Source organism: Paracoccus marinaquae, from assembly GCF_018860165.1.
GTDB lineage: Bacteria > Pseudomonadota > Alphaproteobacteria > Rhodobacterales > Rhodobacteraceae > Paracoccus > Paracoccus marinaquae.
In genome coordinates, this window is record NZ_JAHKNG010000012.1 from 43203 (window position 1) to 62685 (window position 19483).

General features: G+C 65.4%; 19 protein-coding genes. 2 read left to right on the top strand and 17 right to left on the bottom strand.

Annotated elements, in window-relative coordinates; translation table 11 throughout:
* Entirely contained in the window at positions 1–1104 is a 1104-nt protein-coding gene (gene lpxD, locus KNW02_RS08925) for a UDP-3-O-(3-hydroxymyristoyl)glucosamine N-acyltransferase (protein WP_216032919.1), read from the bottom strand.
* A gap of 25 nt (positions 1105–1129) precedes the next feature.
* Entirely contained in the window at positions 1130–2764 is a 1635-nt protein-coding gene (locus KNW02_RS08930) for a L,D-transpeptidase family protein (RefSeq protein WP_252733609.1), read from the bottom strand.
* A 299-nt stretch (positions 2765–3063) separates the two neighbouring features.
* Between KNW02_RS08930 and mepK the strand changes: the two genes are divergently transcribed.
* Both mepK and KNW02_RS08940 read left to right on the top strand, forming a co-directional pair.
* Entirely contained in the window at positions 3064–3624 is a 561-nt protein-coding gene (gene mepK / locus KNW02_RS08935; RefSeq protein WP_216032920.1) for a peptidoglycan L,D-endopeptidase MepK, read from the top strand.
* Positions 3625–3823: 199 nt separating this feature from the next.
* Positions 3824–4405: a TetR/AcrR family transcriptional regulator gene (locus KNW02_RS08940; protein WP_216032921.1), complete on the top strand. Its 582-nt coding sequence runs from the start codon at positions 3824–3826 to the stop codon at positions 4403–4405.
* A 55-nt stretch (positions 4406–4460) separates the two neighbouring features.
* On the opposite strand, the gene KNW02_RS08945 is transcribed toward KNW02_RS08940, so the two are convergent.
* The 15 genes from KNW02_RS08945 to KNW02_RS09015 all read right to left on the bottom strand — a co-directional run bounded on the left by KNW02_RS08945 (position 4461) and on the right by KNW02_RS09015 (position 19470).
* On the bottom strand, positions 4461–6137 hold the full coding sequence (locus tag KNW02_RS08945) for a ribonuclease J (protein WP_216032922.1): 1677 nt from the start codon (positions 6135–6137) through the stop codon (positions 4461–4463).
* Entirely contained in the window at positions 6130–6909 is a 780-nt protein-coding gene (locus KNW02_RS08950) for a type III pantothenate kinase (RefSeq protein WP_216032923.1), read from the bottom strand. The genes KNW02_RS08945 and KNW02_RS08950 overlap by 8 nt, the downstream gene beginning before the upstream one ends.
* Before the next feature lie 6 nt (positions 6910–6915).
* The gene (locus KNW02_RS08955) at positions 6916–7689 is read right to left on the bottom strand and encodes a biotin--[acetyl-CoA-carboxylase] ligase (protein ID WP_348524701.1); all 774 of its coding nucleotides are present in this window, start codon (positions 7687–7689) and stop codon (positions 6916–6918) included.
* The gene (nuoN, locus tag KNW02_RS08960) at positions 7682–9184 is read right to left on the bottom strand and encodes an NADH-quinone oxidoreductase subunit NuoN (protein WP_216032925.1); all 1503 of its coding nucleotides are present in this window, start codon (positions 9182–9184) and stop codon (positions 7682–7684) included. Before nuoN ends, KNW02_RS08955 begins: the two co-directional genes overlap by 8 nt.
* Positions 9185–9194: 10 nt before the next feature.
* Entirely contained in the window at positions 9195–10763 is a 1569-nt protein-coding gene (locus KNW02_RS08965; RefSeq protein ID WP_216032926.1) for an NADH-quinone oxidoreductase subunit M, read from the bottom strand.
* 1 nt (position 10764) lies between these two features.
* Complete coding sequence (gene nuoL, locus KNW02_RS08970; protein ID WP_216032927.1) at positions 10765–12858, bottom strand: NADH-quinone oxidoreductase subunit L; 2094 nt, start codon at positions 12856–12858, stop codon at positions 10765–10767.
* 6 nt (positions 12859–12864) lie between these two features.
* Positions 12865–13170 carry an NADH-quinone oxidoreductase subunit NuoK gene (gene nuoK, locus KNW02_RS08975; protein WP_216032928.1) on the bottom strand — a complete coding sequence of 102 codons (306 nt, stop codon included), beginning with the start codon at positions 13168–13170 and terminating at the stop codon, positions 12865–12867.
* Between the two features lie 77 nt (positions 13171–13247).
* Positions 13248–13850 (bottom strand): NADH-quinone oxidoreductase subunit J, encoded by a 603-nt coding sequence (locus tag KNW02_RS08980; protein ID WP_216032929.1) that lies wholly within the window; start codon positions 13848–13850, stop codon positions 13248–13250.
* Positions 13847–14260, bottom strand: a complete 414-nt coding sequence (locus KNW02_RS08985) for a carboxymuconolactone decarboxylase family protein (RefSeq protein WP_216032930.1) — start codon at positions 14258–14260, stop codon at positions 13847–13849. The genes KNW02_RS08980 and KNW02_RS08985 overlap by 4 nt, the downstream gene beginning before the upstream one ends.
* Positions 14257–14748: an NADH-quinone oxidoreductase subunit NuoI gene (gene nuoI, locus KNW02_RS08990; protein ID WP_216032931.1), complete on the bottom strand. Its 492-nt coding sequence runs from the start codon at positions 14746–14748 to the stop codon at positions 14257–14259. Before nuoI ends, KNW02_RS08985 begins: the two co-directional genes overlap by 4 nt.
* 3 nt (positions 14749–14751) lie before the next feature.
* On the bottom strand, positions 14752–15783 hold the full coding sequence (gene nuoH, locus KNW02_RS08995; protein ID WP_216032932.1) for an NADH-quinone oxidoreductase subunit NuoH: 1032 nt from the start codon (positions 15781–15783) through the stop codon (positions 14752–14754).
* A gap of 21 nt (positions 15784–15804) precedes the next feature.
* A complete protein-coding gene (locus KNW02_RS09000) occupies positions 15805–16572 on the bottom strand; it encodes a hypothetical protein (protein WP_216032933.1) in 768 nt (255 codons plus the stop codon).
* Positions 16573–16577: 5 nt separating this feature from the next.
* Entirely contained in the window at positions 16578–18602 is a 2025-nt protein-coding gene (gene nuoG / locus KNW02_RS09005) for an NADH-quinone oxidoreductase subunit NuoG (RefSeq protein ID WP_216032934.1), read from the bottom strand.
* Between the two features lie 11 nt (positions 18603–18613).
* On the bottom strand, positions 18614–19039 hold the full coding sequence (locus KNW02_RS09010; RefSeq protein WP_348524702.1) for a DUF5333 domain-containing protein: 426 nt from the start codon (positions 19037–19039) through the stop codon (positions 18614–18616).
* A gap of 89 nt (positions 19040–19128) precedes the next feature.
* Positions 19129–19470: a hypothetical protein gene (locus KNW02_RS09015; RefSeq protein WP_216032936.1), complete on the bottom strand. Its 342-nt coding sequence runs from the start codon at positions 19468–19470 to the stop codon at positions 19129–19131.
* Positions 19471–19483 lie beyond the last annotated feature (13 nt).

Sequence of the window (19483 nt, forward strand, 5' to 3'; positions counted from 1 at the left end):
TCAGCCCTTTTCCAACAGGCGTGTAACGGTTTCTTGAAGCTTTGCCAGTTGTTGTGCGAAACGCGGCAGGCGTCGTATCGCCTTCTGGATTTCCAGCTGCGTCTCCATCTTGACGGCGGGATTTCCCAGAACCACGCGGCCGGCAGGCACGCGGGTAAACAGTTTCGCCGCACCGCCGGCAATCACATCGTCGCCGACCTCGATATTGTCGTTGACCCCGACCTTTCCGGCCAGCACCACGCGGTTGCCGATCTTCGCCGAACCGGCAACGCCCACCTGCGAGCACAGCAGGCAGTCCTCGCCGATCACGACATTGTGGCCGATCATGACCAGATTATCGATCTTGGTGCCCGAGCCGATCCGCGTCGCCCGGATGGTGCCGCGGTCGATGGTGGCATTGGATCCGACCTCGACATCGTCGCCGATCTCGACCCCGCCCAGTGAATGGATGCGGGTCCAGTGCTGGGCCTTGATATCTGCGCGCGTTCCCAGGGTGCGGCGGATCTCCTCGATGCCGGATTCCTCGGGGGTGACGAAGGAAAAGCCGTCGCCGCCGATCGAGGCGCCCTGCTGAAGGATCAGCCGGTCGCCCGCCCGGACCCCATGGGCGATCCGCGCCCCGGCATGCAGCACCGCGCCCTCGCCCAGAACCGTTCCGCGCCCGATCGAGACATGCGCCCCGATCCGCGCCTGGGCGCCGATCCGGACGCCCGCGCCGATGACGGCGAACGGGGCGATCGCCGCACCCTCGCCGATCTGCGCGGTGGGATCGATGACCGCCGTCGGATGGACCCCCTCGGGAATGTCGGGGCCGGGATCAAAGCTGCGGGTCAGCCCGGCCATGAGCAGCCGCGGGCGGGGCGCGAAAATCGCCGCCTTCAACCCGTAGGCTTCGGGGTCCATGCCCTCGGCCAGAATCGCCATGCTGCCGGGTTTCAGGGTCTCGGCATATTTCGGCGCCATGGCCAGCGCCATCACGCCGCCCTCGGGCCCGACCGGGCCGGTTGCAGCGGGCTCGGCCGCACCGGTCACCCGCAGCGACAGATCGCCCCAGCCGCGCGCCTCAAGCGAGTGCGCCAGTTCACCGACAGTCACAGATTTCATCAGCACCCTCTTTTCTGGGCGCGACTTAATCCCTTTCGCTGTCTAAATCCAGTCCGACGGCTTCGAGACGTGCCCAGATGGCGGCATCGCGCCCGTAGATATCGTCGAAATAGCGCATCCTGCCGGTCTCGTCCGGGAAGGCCGTGAAATAGACCAGGTGAACCGGCACGTTCGGCGTCAGCGGCAACCACCGCTCTTTCCCGCCCGAGAGCGCGCGCTGGAACATCCCGCGCGGATCGTCGGTCTGGCGCGACAGCAGCTGATAGGCCAGGTCGAACGGATCGCCGATCCGGATGCAGCCATGCGAATAGGCGCGGATATTGTTGCGGAACAGATGCTTGGTCAGGGTGTCATGCAGATAGATGTTCCAGGGATTGGGGAAGATGAACTTGACCAGCCCCAGGGCATTGTCGTCGCTTGGCTTCTGCTGCATCCGATAGGGAAAGCTTGCCGCCGTGTAGCGCGAGAAATCGATCCGGTCGCGCGGAACGATCCGCCCGCGGCTGTCCACCACATCCAGATGCGACACCGCGTAGCGATTCTGTTTCAGCCGCGGCAGATATTCCTTGACGGTGATCGAGCGCGGCACATTCCAGCGCGGGTTGACCACCAGATATTCCATCTGGTCCGAGAATTCCGGCGTGCGCAGATCGCTGTCCGTCTTGCCGACGACGACGCGGGTCTGAAACACCTCCTGCCCGTCCTCGACGATCCGGGCGGTGAATTCGGGGATGTTCACCCAGATGTGACGCGCCTGCAGGTCTTCCCCGCCCATCCAGCGCATGCGTTCCAATGCCACCGCGATCATCCGCTGGCGCCGGTCCGACCCGCCGGCCCCGTCGCCATTCAGCATGCGGATCGTTTTCGGCCCGGCGATGCCATCCGACGGCAGACCCACCGCCGACTGGTACCGCGCGACGGCCTCGGCCAGGGCGGCATCGTAAAGACGGGGGGTGACGGTCGGCGCCGAAAAGCCGATGCTGTCCAGCCGCCTGCGCAGCGGCAATACCCCATCGCCCCGCTGCCCGATGCGCCACACCGCCTCGGGCACGGGTGGCAGGTCGGGTGGAGGCATCAGATCCTCGCTGCCTGCCAGCGCCCGTTGCAGGGCAAGATAGGCCGGATGGCGCGGCGCAAGGCCGGCCAGAAAGCCGGCGGGATCGGCGGATCGCACGAAGTCGCGGATCAGATCATCCGCGGGCGGGCGGCGGACCTGCCGATGAATCTGCTGATCGGCATCCGAAGGCCGGATCACGCCCCCGGTCATGTCGCGGATATACCGCAGAAGAACCCGGGCATGCAGCCGTTCGGCCGCCAGCCCCTGCCCCGCAGCCGCCAGTTCCGCAGGCCGGTAGCGCGCCGCCGGCAGGCCGTGGCGCGGCGCCAGCGCGATCACCTCAAGCAGGGCCTTGCGCCGCGCCTCTCCCTGTTCCCCCTGAAAGATCGGCTTCAGACCGTTGCTGCCGTAGAATGCCGCCAGCTGCGGCGCGCCCGCGACCGCCTCGGCCAGGGCCATCTCATCCGCGGAAAAGGTCAGCCGTGGCGCCATTGCGACCGCCGCCGCGCGCCCTGGCGCGGTCATGGTCTGGGCGCCGGACGATTGCGGAAACCCCAGAACGGCCAGCGCGCCTATCACAAACAGAATACCGATACCAGACATGGAAACCTCACATATACGCGCCAATTGTGCCATTACCCGGCGATTCACGCCAGCAGACGCAGAAAAACGTCACGATCCGTTCATCCGGCTGCAGCATCCGTGTCACAGATCCGGGTCAATCCGCCGAGGTTGTCAAAATAGGCGAAATTCTGCCTATGGTGGCAATATTACGCATAGACCGTCAGGAATCTGTTTCTGGAGGCACAGAGTTTTGACATATTGTTAGCAGGTCGGGGGTAAACCTCGACGAAGCCGCGAAGAACGCGGCGAGCAGAACGAAGCAGGACAGGCGATCAAACATGACACTCGACCTTATCTCGCGCCGCGGCATCCTTGGTGTGTTTGCGGCAACCGGCGTGGCCGCCGCACCCGTGATGGCCAACGCCTTCGGCTTTCTGCGGGGCGCCGGCGACATCCGCCGCATCCGCATGTATTCCGGGCGCACCGGCGAAAGCATCGATACCGTCTACTGGGTTGACGGCAAATATGTCCGCGAGGCGCTGAACGAAATCAACATCTTCATGCGCGACTGGCGGACCGGCACGGCGATCGGCATCGACCCGCGGGCGGTCGATGTCGCGGCGGCTTCGCACCGCCTGCTGCAGACGAACGAACCCTACATGATGCTGTCGGGCTATCGCTCGCCCCAGACCAACGCGATGCTGCGGCGCAGCTCTCGCGGGGTGGCCAAGAACTCGCTGCACATGGTCGGCAAGGCGGCCGATCTGCGGCTGAAATCGCGCTCGGTCAGCCAGATGTACAAGGCCGCGCTGGCCTGCAAGGCGGGCGGTGTCGGCAAGTATTCCCGCTCGAACTTTGTCCACATGGATTGCGGACCCGTTCGTTCCTGGGGTGCCTGACCGCCCCTTGTCGCCCGTTCTGCCCGATACGGCCCCATCCGCCCTGTCCTGCGCGGCTGGGGTCGGCTGCGTTCGGGATGCGTCAATCGGTCCCAATAGTCGCCTTCACCGGTTCGGCCACAAACCCTTGACCCGGGGGACGCATTCCTGAACGCTGTATCTCGGTCCAGAACCGACGCAGACGGGACGCATTTGACTGATGAACGCTCTTAATACCCGACGCTTTCGCACCGCCCTCAAGATTCAGGCCACGGCCGTTGCCCTGGCGGCGCGGCATGGCCTTGCGAATGTCACCACCGAGGAAATCGCCCGCGAGGCCGGGATCAGCACGCGAACCTTCTTCAACTACTATCCCTACAAGGAAGCGGCGATCATGGGGCCGCCGCCGGACTATCCGGCCGACGCGTCCGAGCGTTTCGTCGCCGGCAAGGGAACCCTGGCCCGGGATCTCGAACAACTGATCGAGGCGCATCTGTCCCGATTCCTGGCGGATCGCGAGATGTTCGGGCAGATCCACCGCCTGGCCTCGACCGACCCGAAGGTGGGCGCCCTCTACAGCAGCTCGATCCTCGCCCGCCGCGTCCAGATGCGCGAACTCCTGCACCGCCGGATGCCCCGGACCGACAACCGCATGATCGAAATTCTGGCGGCGGCGATCGTCGCTGCCACCAATGCCGCGACGACCGAATGGGTCAGCGGCGATCGCGAGGATTTCGTCGCCATCGCGCGCGACTACATGGCGCTGATCCTGCCGGCGGCCGAGCTACTCCGCTCTACCTGAGGCCGACCCTGCCCAACAGATCGCCCGATGCCTCGGGCGATCGCGGGCGCGCGGCTCAATCGGCCATCAGACGGCTGATGATCACCGTCACCTCGGGCTTCTTGCCGATCTCCTCCATGGTGACCTGACGGGCGATCCGGCGGATCGCCTCGTCCATCTTGGCGTCGTCGCGCACCGTGCGGTCATCCGCGCTTTCCAGGAACTCGGCCAGTTCGCCCTCGATATGCCGGGCCAGATCGTCGCCGCCGCGGGTGCGCCCGGCGAGGCCCATCAGTTCGACCCAGGCATCGGGCAGCGCGTTATCCTCTTCATCGACGATCACGCTGACCAGCGCATGCCCGTTCAGCGCCATGCGGATGCGGTCGCGCGCGATCCCGTCCATCGAGCCGATCAGGACATTGCCGTCCAGGTAAAGCCGGCCGGTCTCGACCTGATCGACCACCTTGGGGGCCTCGCCGGTCAGATCCAGCATGGTTCCGTTGGTGGCGATCTCTGCGGTCATGCCCTTGTCCCGCGCCAGCATCACATGTTCGCGCAGGTGCCGGTGTTCGCCATGCATGGGGATGACGATGCCGGGCTTCAGCAGGTCGTGCAGGGCCTCGATATCGGGGCGGTTGGCATGGCCCGAGACATGATAGAGCCCGTCATCGGCGTCATAGACATCGACCCCCAGTTCGCTCAGCGCGTTCATGATGCGGATGACGCCGCGCTCATTGCCGGGGATGGTTTTCGAGCTGAAGAGGAAACTGTCGCCCTCCTTCAGGGCCAGCCCCAGATAGCGCCCGCGCGCAAGCTGGGCACTGGCGGCGCGGCGTTCGCCCTGGCTGCCGGTGGCCAGCAGCATGACCTTGTTGCGCGGCATTCCGGCGGCCTCGTCCGGCCCGATCGTGTCGGGAAAGTCGGGCAGAACGCCGGTCTCCAGCCCGACGCCGACCATGCGGCGCATCGCGCGACCCAGAAGGCAGACCTTGCGGTCCGCTGCCACGGCGGCGTCAGCCAGCGTCTTCAGCCGGGCGATGTTGCTGGCGAAGGTCGTCGCCACCACCATGTTCTTCTGCGCCATCACCCATTCGAGGATGGAATTGGCCAGCAGCGCCTCGGACCGGCCCGGATGGGTCGAGAAGATATTGGTGGAATCGCAGGTCAGCACCTTGATGCCCCTGCCCTCGCCGGCAATGTCGTGCCACAGGATCGGGTCGAACGGATCGCCCACGACCGGGGTGCCGTCCAGCTTGAAATCGCCCGTATGGACGATCCGGCCGGCCGGCGTGTCGATGATCAGCGCCGCACTTTCGGGGATCGAGTGGCTGATCGGCACGAACTGCACGGTGAAGGGGCCCAGCTGCGTCACCTCGGGGCGCGGGCCGGTGATCTTCACCACATCGGCCGGAAGGCCCTGTTCCTCAAGCTTCAGCCGGCACAGCGCGCCGGTGAACTGACGGGCGTGGATCGGCACCCCGAGGCGCGGCCACAGCTGGCCAAGCGCGCCCAGATGATCCTCGTGCCCATGGGTGATGAAGATCCCCTCCAGCCGGTCCCGGTTCTGTTCCAGCCAGGTGATATCGGGCATGATCAGGTCGATCCCCGGGCTGGTTTCCATATCGCCGAAGGACACGCCCAGATCGACGAGGATCAGCCGCTCTTTTCCCGGCGCGCCATAGCCATAGACATAGGCATTCATGCCGATTTCGCCCGCGCCGCCCAGCGGCAGATAGATCAGGCGTTCAGCCATTGCCCATCTCCTTGTTGTGATCGTGTATCAGCCGCAGCCCGTGAACCGTCAGATCGTCTTCGATCGCGTCGAAGAGGTCAAACCCCTGATCGAAGAGCGGCGCAAGCCCCCCCGTGGCGATTACCCTCACCGGGTGATGCCGTTCCTGCCGCATCCGCTGGACGATGCCCTCGATCAGCCCGAGATAGCCCCAGTAGATGCCCGACTGGATGCAGGCGACGGTATTGGTGCCGATCACCCTGTCGGGCATGGTCACATCGACATGCGGCAGCGCCGCCGCGGCCATGTGCAGCGCCTCGAGCGACAGGTTGACGCCGGGCGCGATCACCCCGCCGACATAGGCGCCGTCCTCGTCCACCACGTCGAAATTGGTGGCGGTGCCGAAATCCACGACCACCGTATGCCCGCCATGCCGGTCAAAGGCGCCGACGGCATTGGCAAGGCGGTCGGGGCCGACCTTGGTCCCCGGATCGACGCGCGGCGGCACCGGCAGCAGGCATTCGGGCTTGCCGACCACCAGCGGCCGGACATCGAAATAGCGGCTGCAGAGAACGCGCAGGTTGAACACCACGCGCGGCGCCGTGGCACTGATGATGCAGGCGTCGATCTGCAGTTCGAACTTGCGCACCGCGATCAGCGTCGACAGCCAGACGAAATATTCGTCGGCGGTGCGGCGGTGATCGGTCGAGATACGCCAATGCGCCAGAAACTTCGCGCCGTCCCAGATCGAGAACACGGTATTGGTGTTGCCGGTGTCGATGCAGAGCAGCATGGGCCGTCAGCCACTGCCGAAATAGATATCGGCCGCCGGCACCACCTCGCGGCCCTGCGCGGTCGTCAGCAGCAGCGCGCCGGTCTCGTCGATGCCGTCAAAGCGGCCGGTCATCTCGGCGCTGCCGGTCCGGGCGGTGATCGTCTCGCCCAGCCGCGCCGCGCGCGCCAGCCAGGCGGCACGGATCGGGCCGAAGCCGTAATCGCGCATCTGCCGGGACCAGTGGTCGAAGGATCGCGCGATCGCGTCCAGCATCTCGTCCGGGGTGACGACCAGCCCGGTCTCGCCCTTCAGGCTGACCGGACGCGCCGGCCCCGGTTCGATCTCGTCCGCTCCGGGTGCGGCGGCCAGATTGACGCCTATGCCGATGGCGAGCCCGGTCACATGGCTGCCCGAGCCGGCACTTTCCAGCAAGATGCCCGACAGCTTGCCGCCATTCAGCAACACGTCATTGGGCCATTTCAGTGCAACATTCAGACTGGCGCCGCAGAGATCGCGCAACGCATCATGCACGGCCAGCGCGGCCACGAATGACATCCGGGCGGCATCGGCGGGGCCACCCTCGGGGCGCATGACCAGCGTGGCGGCGAAATTCCCCGGCGGATCGATCCAGGCCCGACCGCGACGGCCGCGCCCGGCCTCCTGCCGCCGCGCCATGACCCAGGCCGGCCCGCTCAGCTGGGGGGCCAGCCGCAGCGCCTCGGCATTGGTGCTGTCCACCCGTTCGAGGACGTGGCGGGCCACACCCTCGGGCCAGCCGGTTGCGCCGGCCTCACTCACCCGGGGTCTCGGTCGGGGCCTGCCCCGAGGCGGCGGCATCGGTTGCCACAGCCTCGGTGCCGACCAGCGATTGCGCGGCGACCGCGGCCGCATCATCGACCCCGAACATGGTGATGGCGCCCAGCAGCAGCAGTGCCGCCGGCACCAGAAGCGCCAGAGACTGGACCAGCCCCATATGGCTCTCGACCCCGTCGGTCTCGGCCCCGAAGAACATGTAATAGACGATCCGCAGGTAGTAGAAGGCGCCGATCACCGAGGCGATCACACCCAGCACCGCCAGCCATGCCATGTCGGCATTCACTGCCGCCGCCAGCACCCCGAACTTGGCGAAGAAGCCAAGGAAGGGCGGCACGCCGGCAAGGCTGAACATCAGGAACAGCACCGCGAAGGCCTTCAGCGGCTGCGCCGTGGCAAAGCGGTTCAGGCTGTCGAGATCGGTGACCGGCTGGCCGTCACGCTCCATCGACAGGATGAAGGCGAAGGTGCCCACGTTCATCACCGTGTAGATCGCCATGTAAAGCAGCATCGCCTGCACGCCATAGGCGGTGCCGGCGGCCAGGCCGACCAGGGCGAAGCCCATATGGGCGATCGAGGAATAGGCCATCAGCCGCTTGATGTTGCGCTGCCCGATGCCGGCGATCGAGCCGAGGAACATCGACATGACCGACAGGGCCGCGATGATCTGGCCCCAGTCGCCCGGCACGTTGCCGAAGGCTTCGAACATCAGCCGCGCGATCAGCGCCATGGCCGCGACCTTGGGCGCGGTGGCGAAGAAGGCGGTGACTGGCGTCGGCGCCCCCTCATAGACATCGGGCGTCCACATGTGGAAGGGCACGGCCGAGACCTTGAACGCGAGACCGACCAGCAGGAAGACCAGACCGAACAGCAGCCCCAGCGACATCCGCCCGCCCGAGACGGCCGTGAAGATGCCGGCGAAATCCGTGGTGCCCGAGAAGCCGTAGACCAGCGAGGCACCATAGAGCAGCAGCCCCGAGCTCAGCGCCCCGAGGACGAAGTATTTCAGGCCGGCTTCCGAGGACTTGACGCTTTCCCGGCGCATGGCGGCGACGACGTAAAGCGACAGCGACTGCAGTTCCAGCCCCATATAGAGCGACAGCAGGTCGCCGGCCGAAACCATCATCATCATGCCGACGGCGGCCAGCGTGATCAGGATCGGATATTCAAAGCGCATCAGCCCGTGGCGGCCCATGTAATCGGCGCTCATCGCCAGGACCGCGGCGGCCGAGATCAGCACCACCACCTTGGCGAAGCGGGCGAAGGCATCGTCATAGAACATGCCGAAGAACGCCGCCTGCTCGGGCCGGTCGGCAAAGCCGGTATAGAGACCGGCCAGCAGCAGCGCCGCGACGGAGGCCCAGAGGATCGGCTTGGCGATGGCGTCCTTGCCGAACCAGGCCCCGGCCAGCAGCGCCGCCATGGCGTAGATGGCCAGCAGCAGCTCGGGCAGGATGGTCGAGAAATCGAGCGCGGTCATCTGGCGTTCCTCAATGGCTGGCTTCGGCGGCTTCCGCGGCGGCGGTGACGGCAAGCCCGTCCCGCGCCTCTTGCGGCAGCGCGTTGTGATGGCGCACCAGCAGCGCCTCGACGGCGGGGCCGGTGATGTCGGTGGCCAGTCGCGGATAGACCCCCAGCAGCAGCGTCATGGCGATCAGCGGCGCGAAGATCCACTTCTCGCGCGCGTTCATGTCCGAGATGGTCTTCAGGCTTTCCTTGATCAGCTGCCCCAGCGTGACCCGGCGATAGAGCCAGAGCGCATAGGAGGCCGACAGGATCACCCCGGTCGTGGCGATGACCGCGACCCAGGTATTGACCTTGAACGTGCCCAGCAGTGTCAGGAATTCACCCACAAAACCCGAGGTGCCGGGCAGGCCGACATTGGCGAGGGTGAAGAACATGAAGACCAGCGCATAGACCGGCATCCGGTTCACCAGCCCGCCATAGGCATCGATCTCGCGCGTGTGCATGCGGTCGTAGATGACGCCCACGCACAAGAACAGCGCGCCCGAGATGAAGCCGTGCGACAGCATCTGGAAGATCGCCCCGTCCAGCCCCTGCTGGTTGGCGGCGAAGGCGCCCAGGGTGACATAGCCCATATGCGCGACCGAGGAATAGGCGATCAGCTTCTTCATGTCGGTCTGGGCCAGCGCCACCAGCGAGGTATAGACGATGGCGATCGCGCCCAGCCAGAACAGGAACGGCTGCAGATATTGCGAGGCGACCGGGAACATCGGCAGGCTGAAACGCAGGAAGCCATAGCCGCCCATCTTCAGCAGGATCGCCGCCAGCACGACCGAACCCGCGGTCGGAGCCTGAACGTGGGCATCGGGCAGCCAGGTATGCACCGGCCACATCGGCAGCTTGACGGCGAAGCTGGCGAAGAAGGCGATGAACAGCAGCGTCTGCATGCCGCCGGTGATGGTCAGGCCCATGACCCGCATGGTCTCGGACGGGAAATCGAAACGCAGCAGCGCGGCGATATCGGTGGTGCCCGCAGTCCAGGCCATGGCGATCATGGCGACCAGCATCAGCACCGAGCCGAGGAAGGTGTAGAGGAAGAACTTGAAGGCCGCATAGATGCGATCCTTGCCGCCCCAGATGCCGATGATCAGGAACATCGGGATCAGCCCGGCCTCGAAGAACAGGTAGAACAGGATCAGGTCCAGCGCCGTGAAGACGCCGATCATCAGCCCCTCCAGCACCAGGAAGGCGATCATGTATTCCTTGACGCGGGTCTTGACGTCCCAGGCCGACAGGATGGTCAGCGGCATCAGGAACGTGGTCAGCAGCACGAACAGGATCGAGATGCCGTCCACGCCCATCTTGTAGCGCAGCCCCATGATCCAGGGGTGATCCTCGACGAACTGGAAGTTGGTATCGGCCGGGTCGAATCCGGCCAGCAGGAACAGCGAGATCAGGAAGGTCGCCGTGGTCGCGATCAGCGCCAGGTACTTGGCGTTCTTCTGCGAGGCGGCGTCGTCGCCGCGCAGGAACAGCGCCAGGATGCCCGCCGCGACGATCGGCAGAAAGGTGATGATCGAAAGAAGGTTCGTCATGTCAGTACGTGCCCCGCATCATCACCCAGATCAGCAAGCCCACGATGCCCAGGACCATCGCGAAGGCATAATGGAACAGATAGCCCGACTGGAGTCGCCCGGCGAAGCGGGTCAGCCGGGGAATGATTCCCATGGCCAGCCCGTTGATGGCGCCGTCGATAACCGCCCCGTCGCCGCCCGTCCACAGCTTGCGGCCGATCCATCTGGCGGGACGCACGAAAATCGCGTCGTAAAGCTCGTCGAAATACCACTTGTTCAGCAGGAAGCGATACAGCGCGGGCTGGCTTTCGGCCAGCTTGCGCGGCGTATCGGGGCTGCGGATGTAGAAGACCCAGGCCAGCAGAAGACCGCCCAGCATGGCGAAGAAGGGCGAGACCTTGACCCAGGTCGGGGATTCATGCGCCTCGGTCAGCACATGGTTGTCCGGGTGCATGTAGATCGCCCCGCCGACCGGTGCCGGAACATCGGTGTTCAACCCCTCGGCATGGCCCTCGGCCGCAGGCTCGGCCGGGGCGGCCTCGGGGGCGCCATGGTCGCCTTCGGCCGCCTCGGCCACGACAGTCTCGCCGGCCCCGCCGATATGGAAGAACGCGTTGACGCTGTCATGGCTGCCGAAGAACGGGCCGTACCAGACCATCCCCGAGAAGATCGCGCCGACCGCCAGCACGCCCAGCGGCACAGTCATCACCGGCGGGCTTTCATGGGCATGGTCATGCGCGTGATGATCGCCGCGCGGCTTGCCCCAGAAGGTCAGGAACATCAGCCGCCAGCTGTAGAAGCTGGTGAAGGCGGCAGCCACGACCAGCAGCCAGAAGGCGTAGGAATTGCCCGCCCAGGCGCTTTCGATCACCGCGTCCTTGGACAGGAAGCCGGCAAAGCCGATGGTGGTCAGCGGAATGCCGACACCGGTGATCGCCAGCGTGCCGATCAGCATCGCCCAGAAGGTCAGCGGGATCTTCTTCCGCAGCCCGCCGTAATTGCGCATGTCCTGCTCGTGATGCATGGCATGGATGACCGAGCCGGCGCCAAGGAACAGCATCGCCTTGAAGAAGGCATGGGTCATCAGGTGGAACATGGCGACCGAATAGACGCCGACACCCGCCGCCACGAACATGTAGCCCAGCTGCGAACAGGTCGAATAGGCGATCACGCGCTTGATGTCGTTCTGCACCAGACCCACGGTCGCGGCGAAGAAGGCGGTGGTTGCGCCGACTACGGTCACGACCAGCTTTGCCTCGGGCGCGAACTCGAACAGGGGCGACATCCGGCAGACCAGGAACACGCCCGCCGTCACCATGGTCGCGGCGTGGATCAGCGCGGAGACCGGCGTCGGCCCCTCCATCGCGTCGGGCAGCCAGGTGTGCAGCAGAAGCTGCGCCGACTTGCCCATCGCGCCCACGAACAGCAGGAAGGCCAGCAGATCGGCGGCATTCCAGGCCCGCCACAGGAAGTGCATCTGCACTTCGGCCAGATCGGGCACCTGTTCGAATATGGCGTCGAACTGGATCGAGCCGGTCATCCACCAGATCCCGAAAATCCCCAGCAGGAAGCCGAAATCGCCCACCCGGTTGACCACGAAGGCCTTGATCGCGGCGGCATTGGCCGAGTGTTTCTTGTAGTAGAAGCCGATCAGCAGGTAGGAGGCGACGCCCACGCCCTCCCAGCCGAAGAACAGCTGCAGCAGGTTGTCGGCGGTCACCAGCGCCAGCATGGCGAAGGTGAAGAAGCTCAGATAGGCGAAGAAGCGGGCCTTGTAATGCTCGTCATGGGTCCAGTTGTCGTCATGGGCCATGTAGCCGACGGAATAGAGGTGAACCAGCGCCGAGACGGTGGTGACGACGATCAGCATGATCGCGGTCAGCCGGTCCAGCCGGATCGCCCATTCGCTGACGAAATCGCCCGACACCACCCAGTCGAGGACGGGGATCTGCCGCACCTCGCCGTCAAAGCCGAGGAAGATGATCCAGCTGAACAGGCAGGCCGCGAACAGCACGCCGGTGGTCAGGTATTGCGCGGCCGTCTCGCCGATCACGCGCCAGCCGAAGCCGGCGATGATGGCGGCCAGAAGCGGGGCGAAGAGAATGAACTGCACCATGTTTCCCTAGCCCTTCATCACGTTGACGTCTTCGACCTCGATGGTGCCGCGGTTGCGGAAGAACACCACCAGGATCGCCAGCCCGATCGCGGCCTCGGCGGCGGCGACGGTCAGGATGAACATGGTGAAGATCTGACCCGCCAGATCGCCCAGATGGGCCGAGAAGGCGACGAAATTGACGTTCACCGCCAGCAGCATCAACTCGATCGACATCAGGATGACGATGACGTTCTTGCGGTTCACGAAGATGCCGAAGACCCCGGCGACGAACAGGATCGCCCCCACGGCCAGGAAATGTGTCAAACCTATCATCGTCTCTTGTCCCTCCGGGCTACCCACCCGTTGCAGTTCGGTTCGCGGCCCGCCCCTTGTCGGGGCGGAGGCGTCGGTCAGAGGCCCTGGCCCGGCTTCACGTCGCGCAGTTCCATCGCCTTGGCCGGATCGCGATACATCTGTTCCAGCACATCCTGACGCTTGACGTTCTTGCGGTGGCGCATGGTCAGGGTGATCGCCCCGATCATCGCGACCAGCAGCACCAGCCCGGCCAGCTGGAAGGCCAGGAAGTAGCGGTCATAGAGCACGGCGCCGATGGCGTTGGTGTTCTGCACCTCGGCGGTGATCGGCACGATGCGCAGCGCCTCGGCCTGTTCCGCCGTCTGCCAGACGCCGAAGCCGATGCCCAGCTGCGCCAGCAGAACCAGCGCGATCAGCAGGCCAAGCGGCAGGTAGCGGGCGAATTCGCCCTTCAGTTCCGCGAAGTCCACATCCAGCATCATCACGACGAACAGGAACAGCACCGCGACGGCGCCGACATAGACGATGACCAGCAGCATCGCCACGAATTCGGCGCCCTGCAGCACGAACAGACCGGCCGCCGACAGGAAGGCCAGGATCAGCCACAGCACCGAATGGACCGGGTTCTTGGCCAGCACCACCATGAAGCCCGCGACGCAGGCAGAAATTGCGAACAGGTAGAATGCAAAAGCGATCATTCCGTCCCCTTCCCTTCTTGTTCGGTGAAGACGTTCTGGGCGATCTCCAGCGCCTTCTGCATCGCCGGGATGCCGCCGAACATGCCCATCTGATAGATCACCTCGGCGATCTCGCGCGCGGTGGCGCCGGCCTCAAGCGCATGGCGGATGGTCAGGCGCAGCTGCGGCTCGGCATGGGCGCCCTGCACGGTCATCGCGGCAATCGTCACCAGCAGCCGCGTGCGCGCGTCCAGCCCGTCGCGGTTGAAGGTCTTGCCGAACCACATCTCCAGCATGTCCGCCGACATGGTCGGGATCAGCTTCTCGAAGGCGCGGGTATCGACCTGTTCAAGCGCCGGGTTGAACATCCGCGCCATCTCCTGCCCCGACTGGAGCATCTGCTGGAACAGCTTCTGGAAGGCTTCGGTCATCTGTAGGGCGCGTCCATGGCGAGGTTGCGGGCGATCTCGGCTTCCCAGCGGGCGCCGTTATCCAGCAGCTTCTGCTTGTCGTAGAACAGTTCCTCGCGGGTTTCGGTGGCGAATTCGAAATTCGGCCCCTCGACGATGGCATCGACCGGGCAGGCCTCCTGACAGAAGCCGCAATAGATGCACTTGGTCATGTCGATGTCATAGCGCGTGGTCCGCCTGCTGCCATCCTCGCGCGGCTCGGCATCGATGGTGATGGCCTGCGCCGGGCAGATCGCCTCGCACAGCTTGCAGGCGATACAGCGTTCCTCGCCATTGGGATAGCGGCGCAGGGCGTGTTCGCCGCGGAACCGGGGCGACAGCGCGCCCTTTTCATGCGGATAGTTCAGCGTCGGCTTGGGCGCGAAGAAATAGCGCATGCCCAGGGCGAAGCCTTTGATGAAGTCCACCATCAGGAAATATTTGGTGGCGCGGGCGACGTCGAATGCCATCTGCTACACTCCTGCCCAGCGGGCCCAGAAGGTCCCGAAGACCTCGTATTTCGCAAGGAACGCCACGATCACCACCCAGCCCAGCGACAGCGGCAGGAACACCTTCCAGCCGATCCGCATCAGCTGGTCATAGCGGTAGCGCGGCACGATCGCCTTCACCATCGAGAACATGAAGAACCAGAAGACCATCTTCAGGAACATCCACATCGCCCCGTCCGGAATGCCCGGGATGGGCGACAGCCAGCCGCCGAAGAACAGCACCGAGATCAGCGCGCACATCAGCCACATGGCGATGTATTCGCCGGCCATGAACAGCAGATAGGGGGTCGAGGAATATTCGACCATGAAGCCCGCGACCAGTTCGGATTCCGCCTCGGGCAGATCGAAGGGCGGGCGGTTCGTCTCGGCCAGGGCGCTGATGAAGAACAGCACCATCATCGGCAGATGCGGCAGCCAGTACCAGCTCAGCAGCCCCGCCCCGGCCTGCGCCTCGACGATGGCCGACAGGTTCATCGAGCCGGTCGAGATGATGATGCCGATGATGATGAGGCCAAGGCTGACCTCGTAGGAAATCATCTGCGCGGCCGAACGCAACGAGCCGAGGAACGGATATTTCGAGTTCGAGGCCCAGCCGCCCATGATCACGCCGTAAACCTCGAGCGAGGAGACGGCCATGACGAACAGGATGCCGACGTTGATGTCGGACATCACCCAGCCGGGCGCGAAGGGGATGGCCACGAAGGCCAGCAGCGCCAGGGTCATCGACAGGAACGGCGCCAGGAAGAAGACGAACTTGTCGGCCCCGGCCGGAACCACGATTTCCTTGCAGACATATTTCAGCGCGTCCGCGAAGGTCTGCAGCAGGCCCCAGGGACCGACCACGTTCGGGCCGCGCCGCAGCTGCACGGCGGCCCAGATCTTGCGGTCGCCATAGACCAGATAGATCAGCGACAGCATCACGAAGGCGATGATCGCCAGACCCTGCGCCAGCAGGATGATCGCCATGCCCCAGGAAGATGCCCAAAAACCATCCATGATGCCTGTCCCTCTTCCTTGCTACGCCGCGGGAATGCCGCGTGCCTTGCATTCGCGCAAGGTCTCATTCGTTTCCATCACCCGCAGTCCCAGCGGTTTGTCATCCGAGATCGTAAAAGCGGCCCCGATCAACAGCTTGCCGTTGCGCGTATCCTGCAGTGTGCGGATATGGCGGCCATAGCCTGCCCCTTCCGCCTTCGCCCAGCCGGCCAGCGCGCAGGTGGCATACGAGAAGGCGATATCGGCGTCCACCCCCTCGCGCAGGTTCGCCGTCACCTCGACCAGATCGCCCTGCTTGCCGGCGTTCAGCACCACCACCCGCGAGCCGATGAAATCCTCGGGGGCGACCACGGTACCCTTCTGCCACTCGGGCAGCGCCGGCTGGGTCCGCTTGGCGAATTCCTCCAGCGCCTTTTCCTGCGCGGTCTTGCGATACGGTCGGTTCGGCGCGACCAGCCCGCCCAGATCGAGGTCGAGATTCGTGTTCAGCGCCATCAGGTCGGCCTCGCTGACCGCGAAGGCATCGCGACCGGCGGGGGTGTCCAGATCCATGGTAGTCACGCTGCCATCGGGTTCGAGGATCAGGATCTCGCCGGACTTGGTCGAGATCCGGGCCAGCGTCAGAGGCGCATCGCCCTTGCCGGGATTCGGCGTGGCGATCCGGGCGGTCACCTGATCGGGCTTCGCGGGCGGACGGCCATCCTTCGGCTCTGCCGCGCAGCCGGCCAGCAGCGCCGCCGCCGCCAGCGCGGCGATGAGGGTCGGTGGCTTGCGGAAGGCTGGCCGCATCGCGATCACTCCGCCGCGACGGCCGGAGAGGCCCGGCGCGCCATCGCCATCCGCGACAGTTCCCCCATCAGCGGCGACGAGCGCGCGATCGGGTTGGTCAGATAGAAATCCTTCACCGGATAGACAAAGCTGGCGCGCCCCGGATCGCGCAGCTCCAGCGGCTGCCAGACGTTTTCCGGCACGCTGTCGATCCTCGACAGATGCGGCACCGCCGCGATCAGCTTCTGGCGCAGCTGCGCTAGGCTGTCCCAGGGCAGTTGCTGGCCCAGTTCCGCCGACAGCGCGCGCAGGATGGCCCAGTTTTCCTTGGCCTCGCCGGGCGCGAAATTGGCGCGCATGGCCAGTTGCGGACGGCCCTCGGTATTCACGAACAGGCCGTTCTCTTCGGTGTAGCTGGCAGCGGGCAGGATGATGTCGGCGCGATGCGCGCCGCGGTCGCCATGGCTGCCCTGATAGATGACGAAGGCGCCGTCGGCCACGTCGACCTCGTCGGCGCCCAGGTTATAGATCACCTCGGCGCCCTCGATGGCGGCCGTCAGCCCGCCCTCGGTCACCGCGCCCACATCCATCGCGCCGACCCGCCCGGCCGCCGTGTGCAGGATCAGAAGCTTCGAGTTCGAATTCTCGGCCAGCTTCATCGCATGGGCCAGCACGGCCTCGCCATCGGCTTCGCGGATCGCGCCCTGCCCGACGATCACCAGGGTCGGCTTGTCGTGGGTTTCCTGGCTGATCTCGCGCGAGGACAGGCTTTCCAGCGCCGCGCGGTCATTGCCGATATGGGCATAGTCATAGGTCAGATCGACCGGCTCGCCCACCAGCCCGATCTGCGCGCCACGCGCCCAGGCCTTGCGGATGCGGGCGTTCAGCACCGGCGCCTCGTCGCGCGGATTGGTGCCGATCAGCTGGATCATCGCGGCCGTGTCGATATCCTCGATCCGCGCCGTGCCGACATAGGCCGAGCGGTTGCCGATCGGCAGCTTGGCCCCGTCGGTACGGCATTCGACGCGGCCGCCCAGCCCCTCGATCAGCGTCTTGAGGCTGAAGGCGGCCTCGACCGGGGCCAGATCGCCGATCAGCCCGGCAAGTTTCTTCCCGCTCATGGCGCGGGCGGCGGCGGTCAGCGCCTCGGACCATGTCGCCGGGCGCAGCCTGCCGTTCTCGCGGAGATAGGGCTTGTCCAGCCGCTGGCGGCGCAGCCCGTCCCAGACGAAACGGGTCTTGTCGGAGATCCATTCCTCGTTCACGCCGTCATGGTTGCGCGGCAGGATCCGCATGACCTCGCGGCCCTTGGTATCGACGCGGATGGAACTGCCAAGCGCGTCCATCACGTCGATGGTCTCGGTCTTGGTCAGTTCCCACGGCCGGGCAGTGAAGGCATAGGGCTTGGAAACCAGCGCACCGACCGGGCAGAGGTCGATGATATTGCCCTGCATGTTCGAATCGAGCGTCTGGTTCAGGTAAGAGGTGATCTCGCTGTCCTCGCCGCGCCCGGTCTGGCCCATCTGGGTGATGCCCGCGACCTCGGTGGTAAAGCGCACGCAGCGGGTGCACGAGATGCAGCGGGTCATATGCGTCTCGACCAGCGGGCCGAGATTCAGGTCCTCGCTGGCGCGCTTGGGTTCGCGGAAGCGCGAGAAATCGACGCCGTAAGCCATCGCCTGATCCTGCAGGTCGCATTCGCCGCCCTGATCGCAGATCGGGCAATCCAGCGGATGGTTGATCAGCAGGAACTCCATCACCCCCTCGCGGGCCTTGCGGACCATGGGCGAATTCGTGCGGATCTCGGAGGGGGCGCCCTCGGGCCCCGGACGCAGGTCCTTGACCTGCATCGCGCAGGAGGCGGCGGGCTTGGGCGGGCCGCCCACCACCTCGACCAGACACATCCGGCAGTTGCCCGCAATCGACAGGCGTTCGTGATAGCAGAAGCGCGGGATCTCGATCCCGGCCTGTTCACAGGCCTGGATCAGGGTCAGGTTGGGATCGACCTCGACCAGCCTGTCATCGATCTTGATTGTCCGCAAATCGGCCATCACTGCTTTCCTTACCTGGCGCTGAGAAGCGATCCCGTGACCGTCTTCTTCGCGATTTCTTCCCGCCCGAGGCGGCAATAGCTTTCGGCATCACCCGATTTCACGCCGTTGCGGGCCATGTAATCGTCGGCCACGGCATAGATGCGTTTCCGGTCGGGCTTGCTGTCGAGAAACGCCTCGATCTGGGCCTGGGTATAGCCCTGCTTTCTGGCATATTTCATCAGCGCGCGGGCCTGGCTGTAGGCATAGACGATACGCCCGTCGATCGAGGGACATTCACGCCGGATGCGGTCGGCGATGCGCGCCGCGATCAGCCGGTCGTTGATGTATCTTTCCTGGCTGAGCGGTTCCAGCGCGGCCGCCGGCATGGCGGTCAGGGTGATGGTCGCGGCAAGGGCGGCCGCGATCCGGCCACGGCGGTTGGGGAAAATCTTCACGGCGCGTGCCTCCGTTCTGCTACTGCGCCTCGCTGTAGCACGGATGCGGGGCATGGCCCCGGCAGCAGCAGGTAAGAAGGCCGTGAGGCTCATGAGCGGCAAGCCTCGTAATACCAGTATCCGCCGGTCAGCGCCGACATGAAGGTTCCCGCGGTCCCGCCCTCATAGCCCTGCGTCCGGCAGAAGGCATCGACGGCCCGGTCGGCCGCGGCCCCCTCGGCGGCGGTCAGGGCGGCGCCAGCCGGTCCCGTCACCGCCAGATCCCCCGCCCGCGTCGGGTCAGGCTCGACCACATAGGTCTTGCCGTCGATGCTGTAGGGGACGCGATCACCGCCGGCAGTGCCGCAGGCCGCAAGGCCCAGTACCGCCAGCACGACCGGCAACCGGGCAAGGGCCCGCCCCCTGCCTTCGCTCGTCATGGCTGTCCACATCGGATTCGTCATC

What these genes read in the sequence shown, in the direction of transcription:
- nuoG (WP_216032934.1), bottom strand. Translation starts at nt 18,602, where the DNA reads ATGGCCGATTTGCGGACAATCAAGATCGATGACAGGCTGGTCGAGGTC.
- lpxD (WP_216032919.1), bottom strand. Translation starts at nt 1,104, where the DNA reads ATGAAATCTGTGACTGTCGGTGAACTGGCGCACTCGCTTGAGGCGCGC.
- nuoI (WP_216032931.1), bottom strand. Translation starts at nt 14,748, where the DNA reads ATGGCATTCGACGTCGCCCGCGCCACCAAATATTTCCTGATGGTGGAC.
- nuoN (WP_216032925.1), bottom strand. Translation starts at nt 9,184, where the DNA reads ATGACCGCGCTCGATTTCTCGACCATCCTGCCCGAGCTGCTGCTGGCC.
- KNW02_RS09015 (WP_216032936.1), bottom strand. Translation starts at nt 19,470, where the DNA reads ATGTGGACAGCCATGACGAGCGAAGGCAGGGGGCGGGCCCTTGCCCGG.
- KNW02_RS08980 (WP_216032929.1), bottom strand. Translation starts at nt 13,850, where the DNA reads ATGATCGCTTTTGCATTCTACCTGTTCGCAATTTCTGCCTGCGTCGCG.
- KNW02_RS08985 (WP_216032930.1), bottom strand. Translation starts at nt 14,260, where the DNA reads ATGACCGAAGCCTTCCAGAAGCTGTTCCAGCAGATGCTCCAGTCGGGG.
- KNW02_RS08950 (WP_216032923.1), bottom strand. Translation starts at nt 6,909, where the DNA reads ATGCTGCTCTGCATCGACACCGGCAACACCAATACCGTGTTCTCGATC.
- KNW02_RS08965 (WP_216032926.1), bottom strand. Translation starts at nt 10,763, where the DNA reads ATGACGAACCTTCTTTCGATCATCACCTTTCTGCCGATCGTCGCGGCG.
- KNW02_RS09000 (WP_216032933.1), bottom strand. Translation starts at nt 16,572, where the DNA reads ATGCGGCCAGCCTTCCGCAAGCCACCGACCCTCATCGCCGCGCTGGCG.
- KNW02_RS08945 (WP_216032922.1), bottom strand. Translation starts at nt 6,137, where the DNA reads ATGGCTGAACGCCTGATCTATCTGCCGCTGGGCGGCGCGGGCGAAATC.
- nuoL (WP_216032927.1), bottom strand. Translation starts at nt 12,858, where the DNA reads ATGGTGCAGTTCATTCTCTTCGCCCCGCTTCTGGCCGCCATCATCGCC.
- nuoH (WP_216032932.1), bottom strand. Translation starts at nt 15,783, where the DNA reads ATGGATGGTTTTTGGGCATCTTCCTGGGGCATGGCGATCATCCTGCTG.
- KNW02_RS08940 (WP_216032921.1), top strand. Translation starts at nt 3,824, where the DNA reads ATGAACGCTCTTAATACCCGACGCTTTCGCACCGCCCTCAAGATTCAG.
- mepK (WP_216032920.1), top strand. Translation starts at nt 3,064, where the DNA reads ATGACACTCGACCTTATCTCGCGCCGCGGCATCCTTGGTGTGTTTGCG.
- nuoK (WP_216032928.1), bottom strand. Translation starts at nt 13,170, where the DNA reads ATGATAGGTTTGACACATTTCCTGGCCGTGGGGGCGATCCTGTTCGTC.
- KNW02_RS08930 (WP_252733609.1), bottom strand. Translation starts at nt 2,764, where the DNA reads ATGTCTGGTATCGGTATTCTGTTTGTGATAGGCGCGCTGGCCGTTCTG.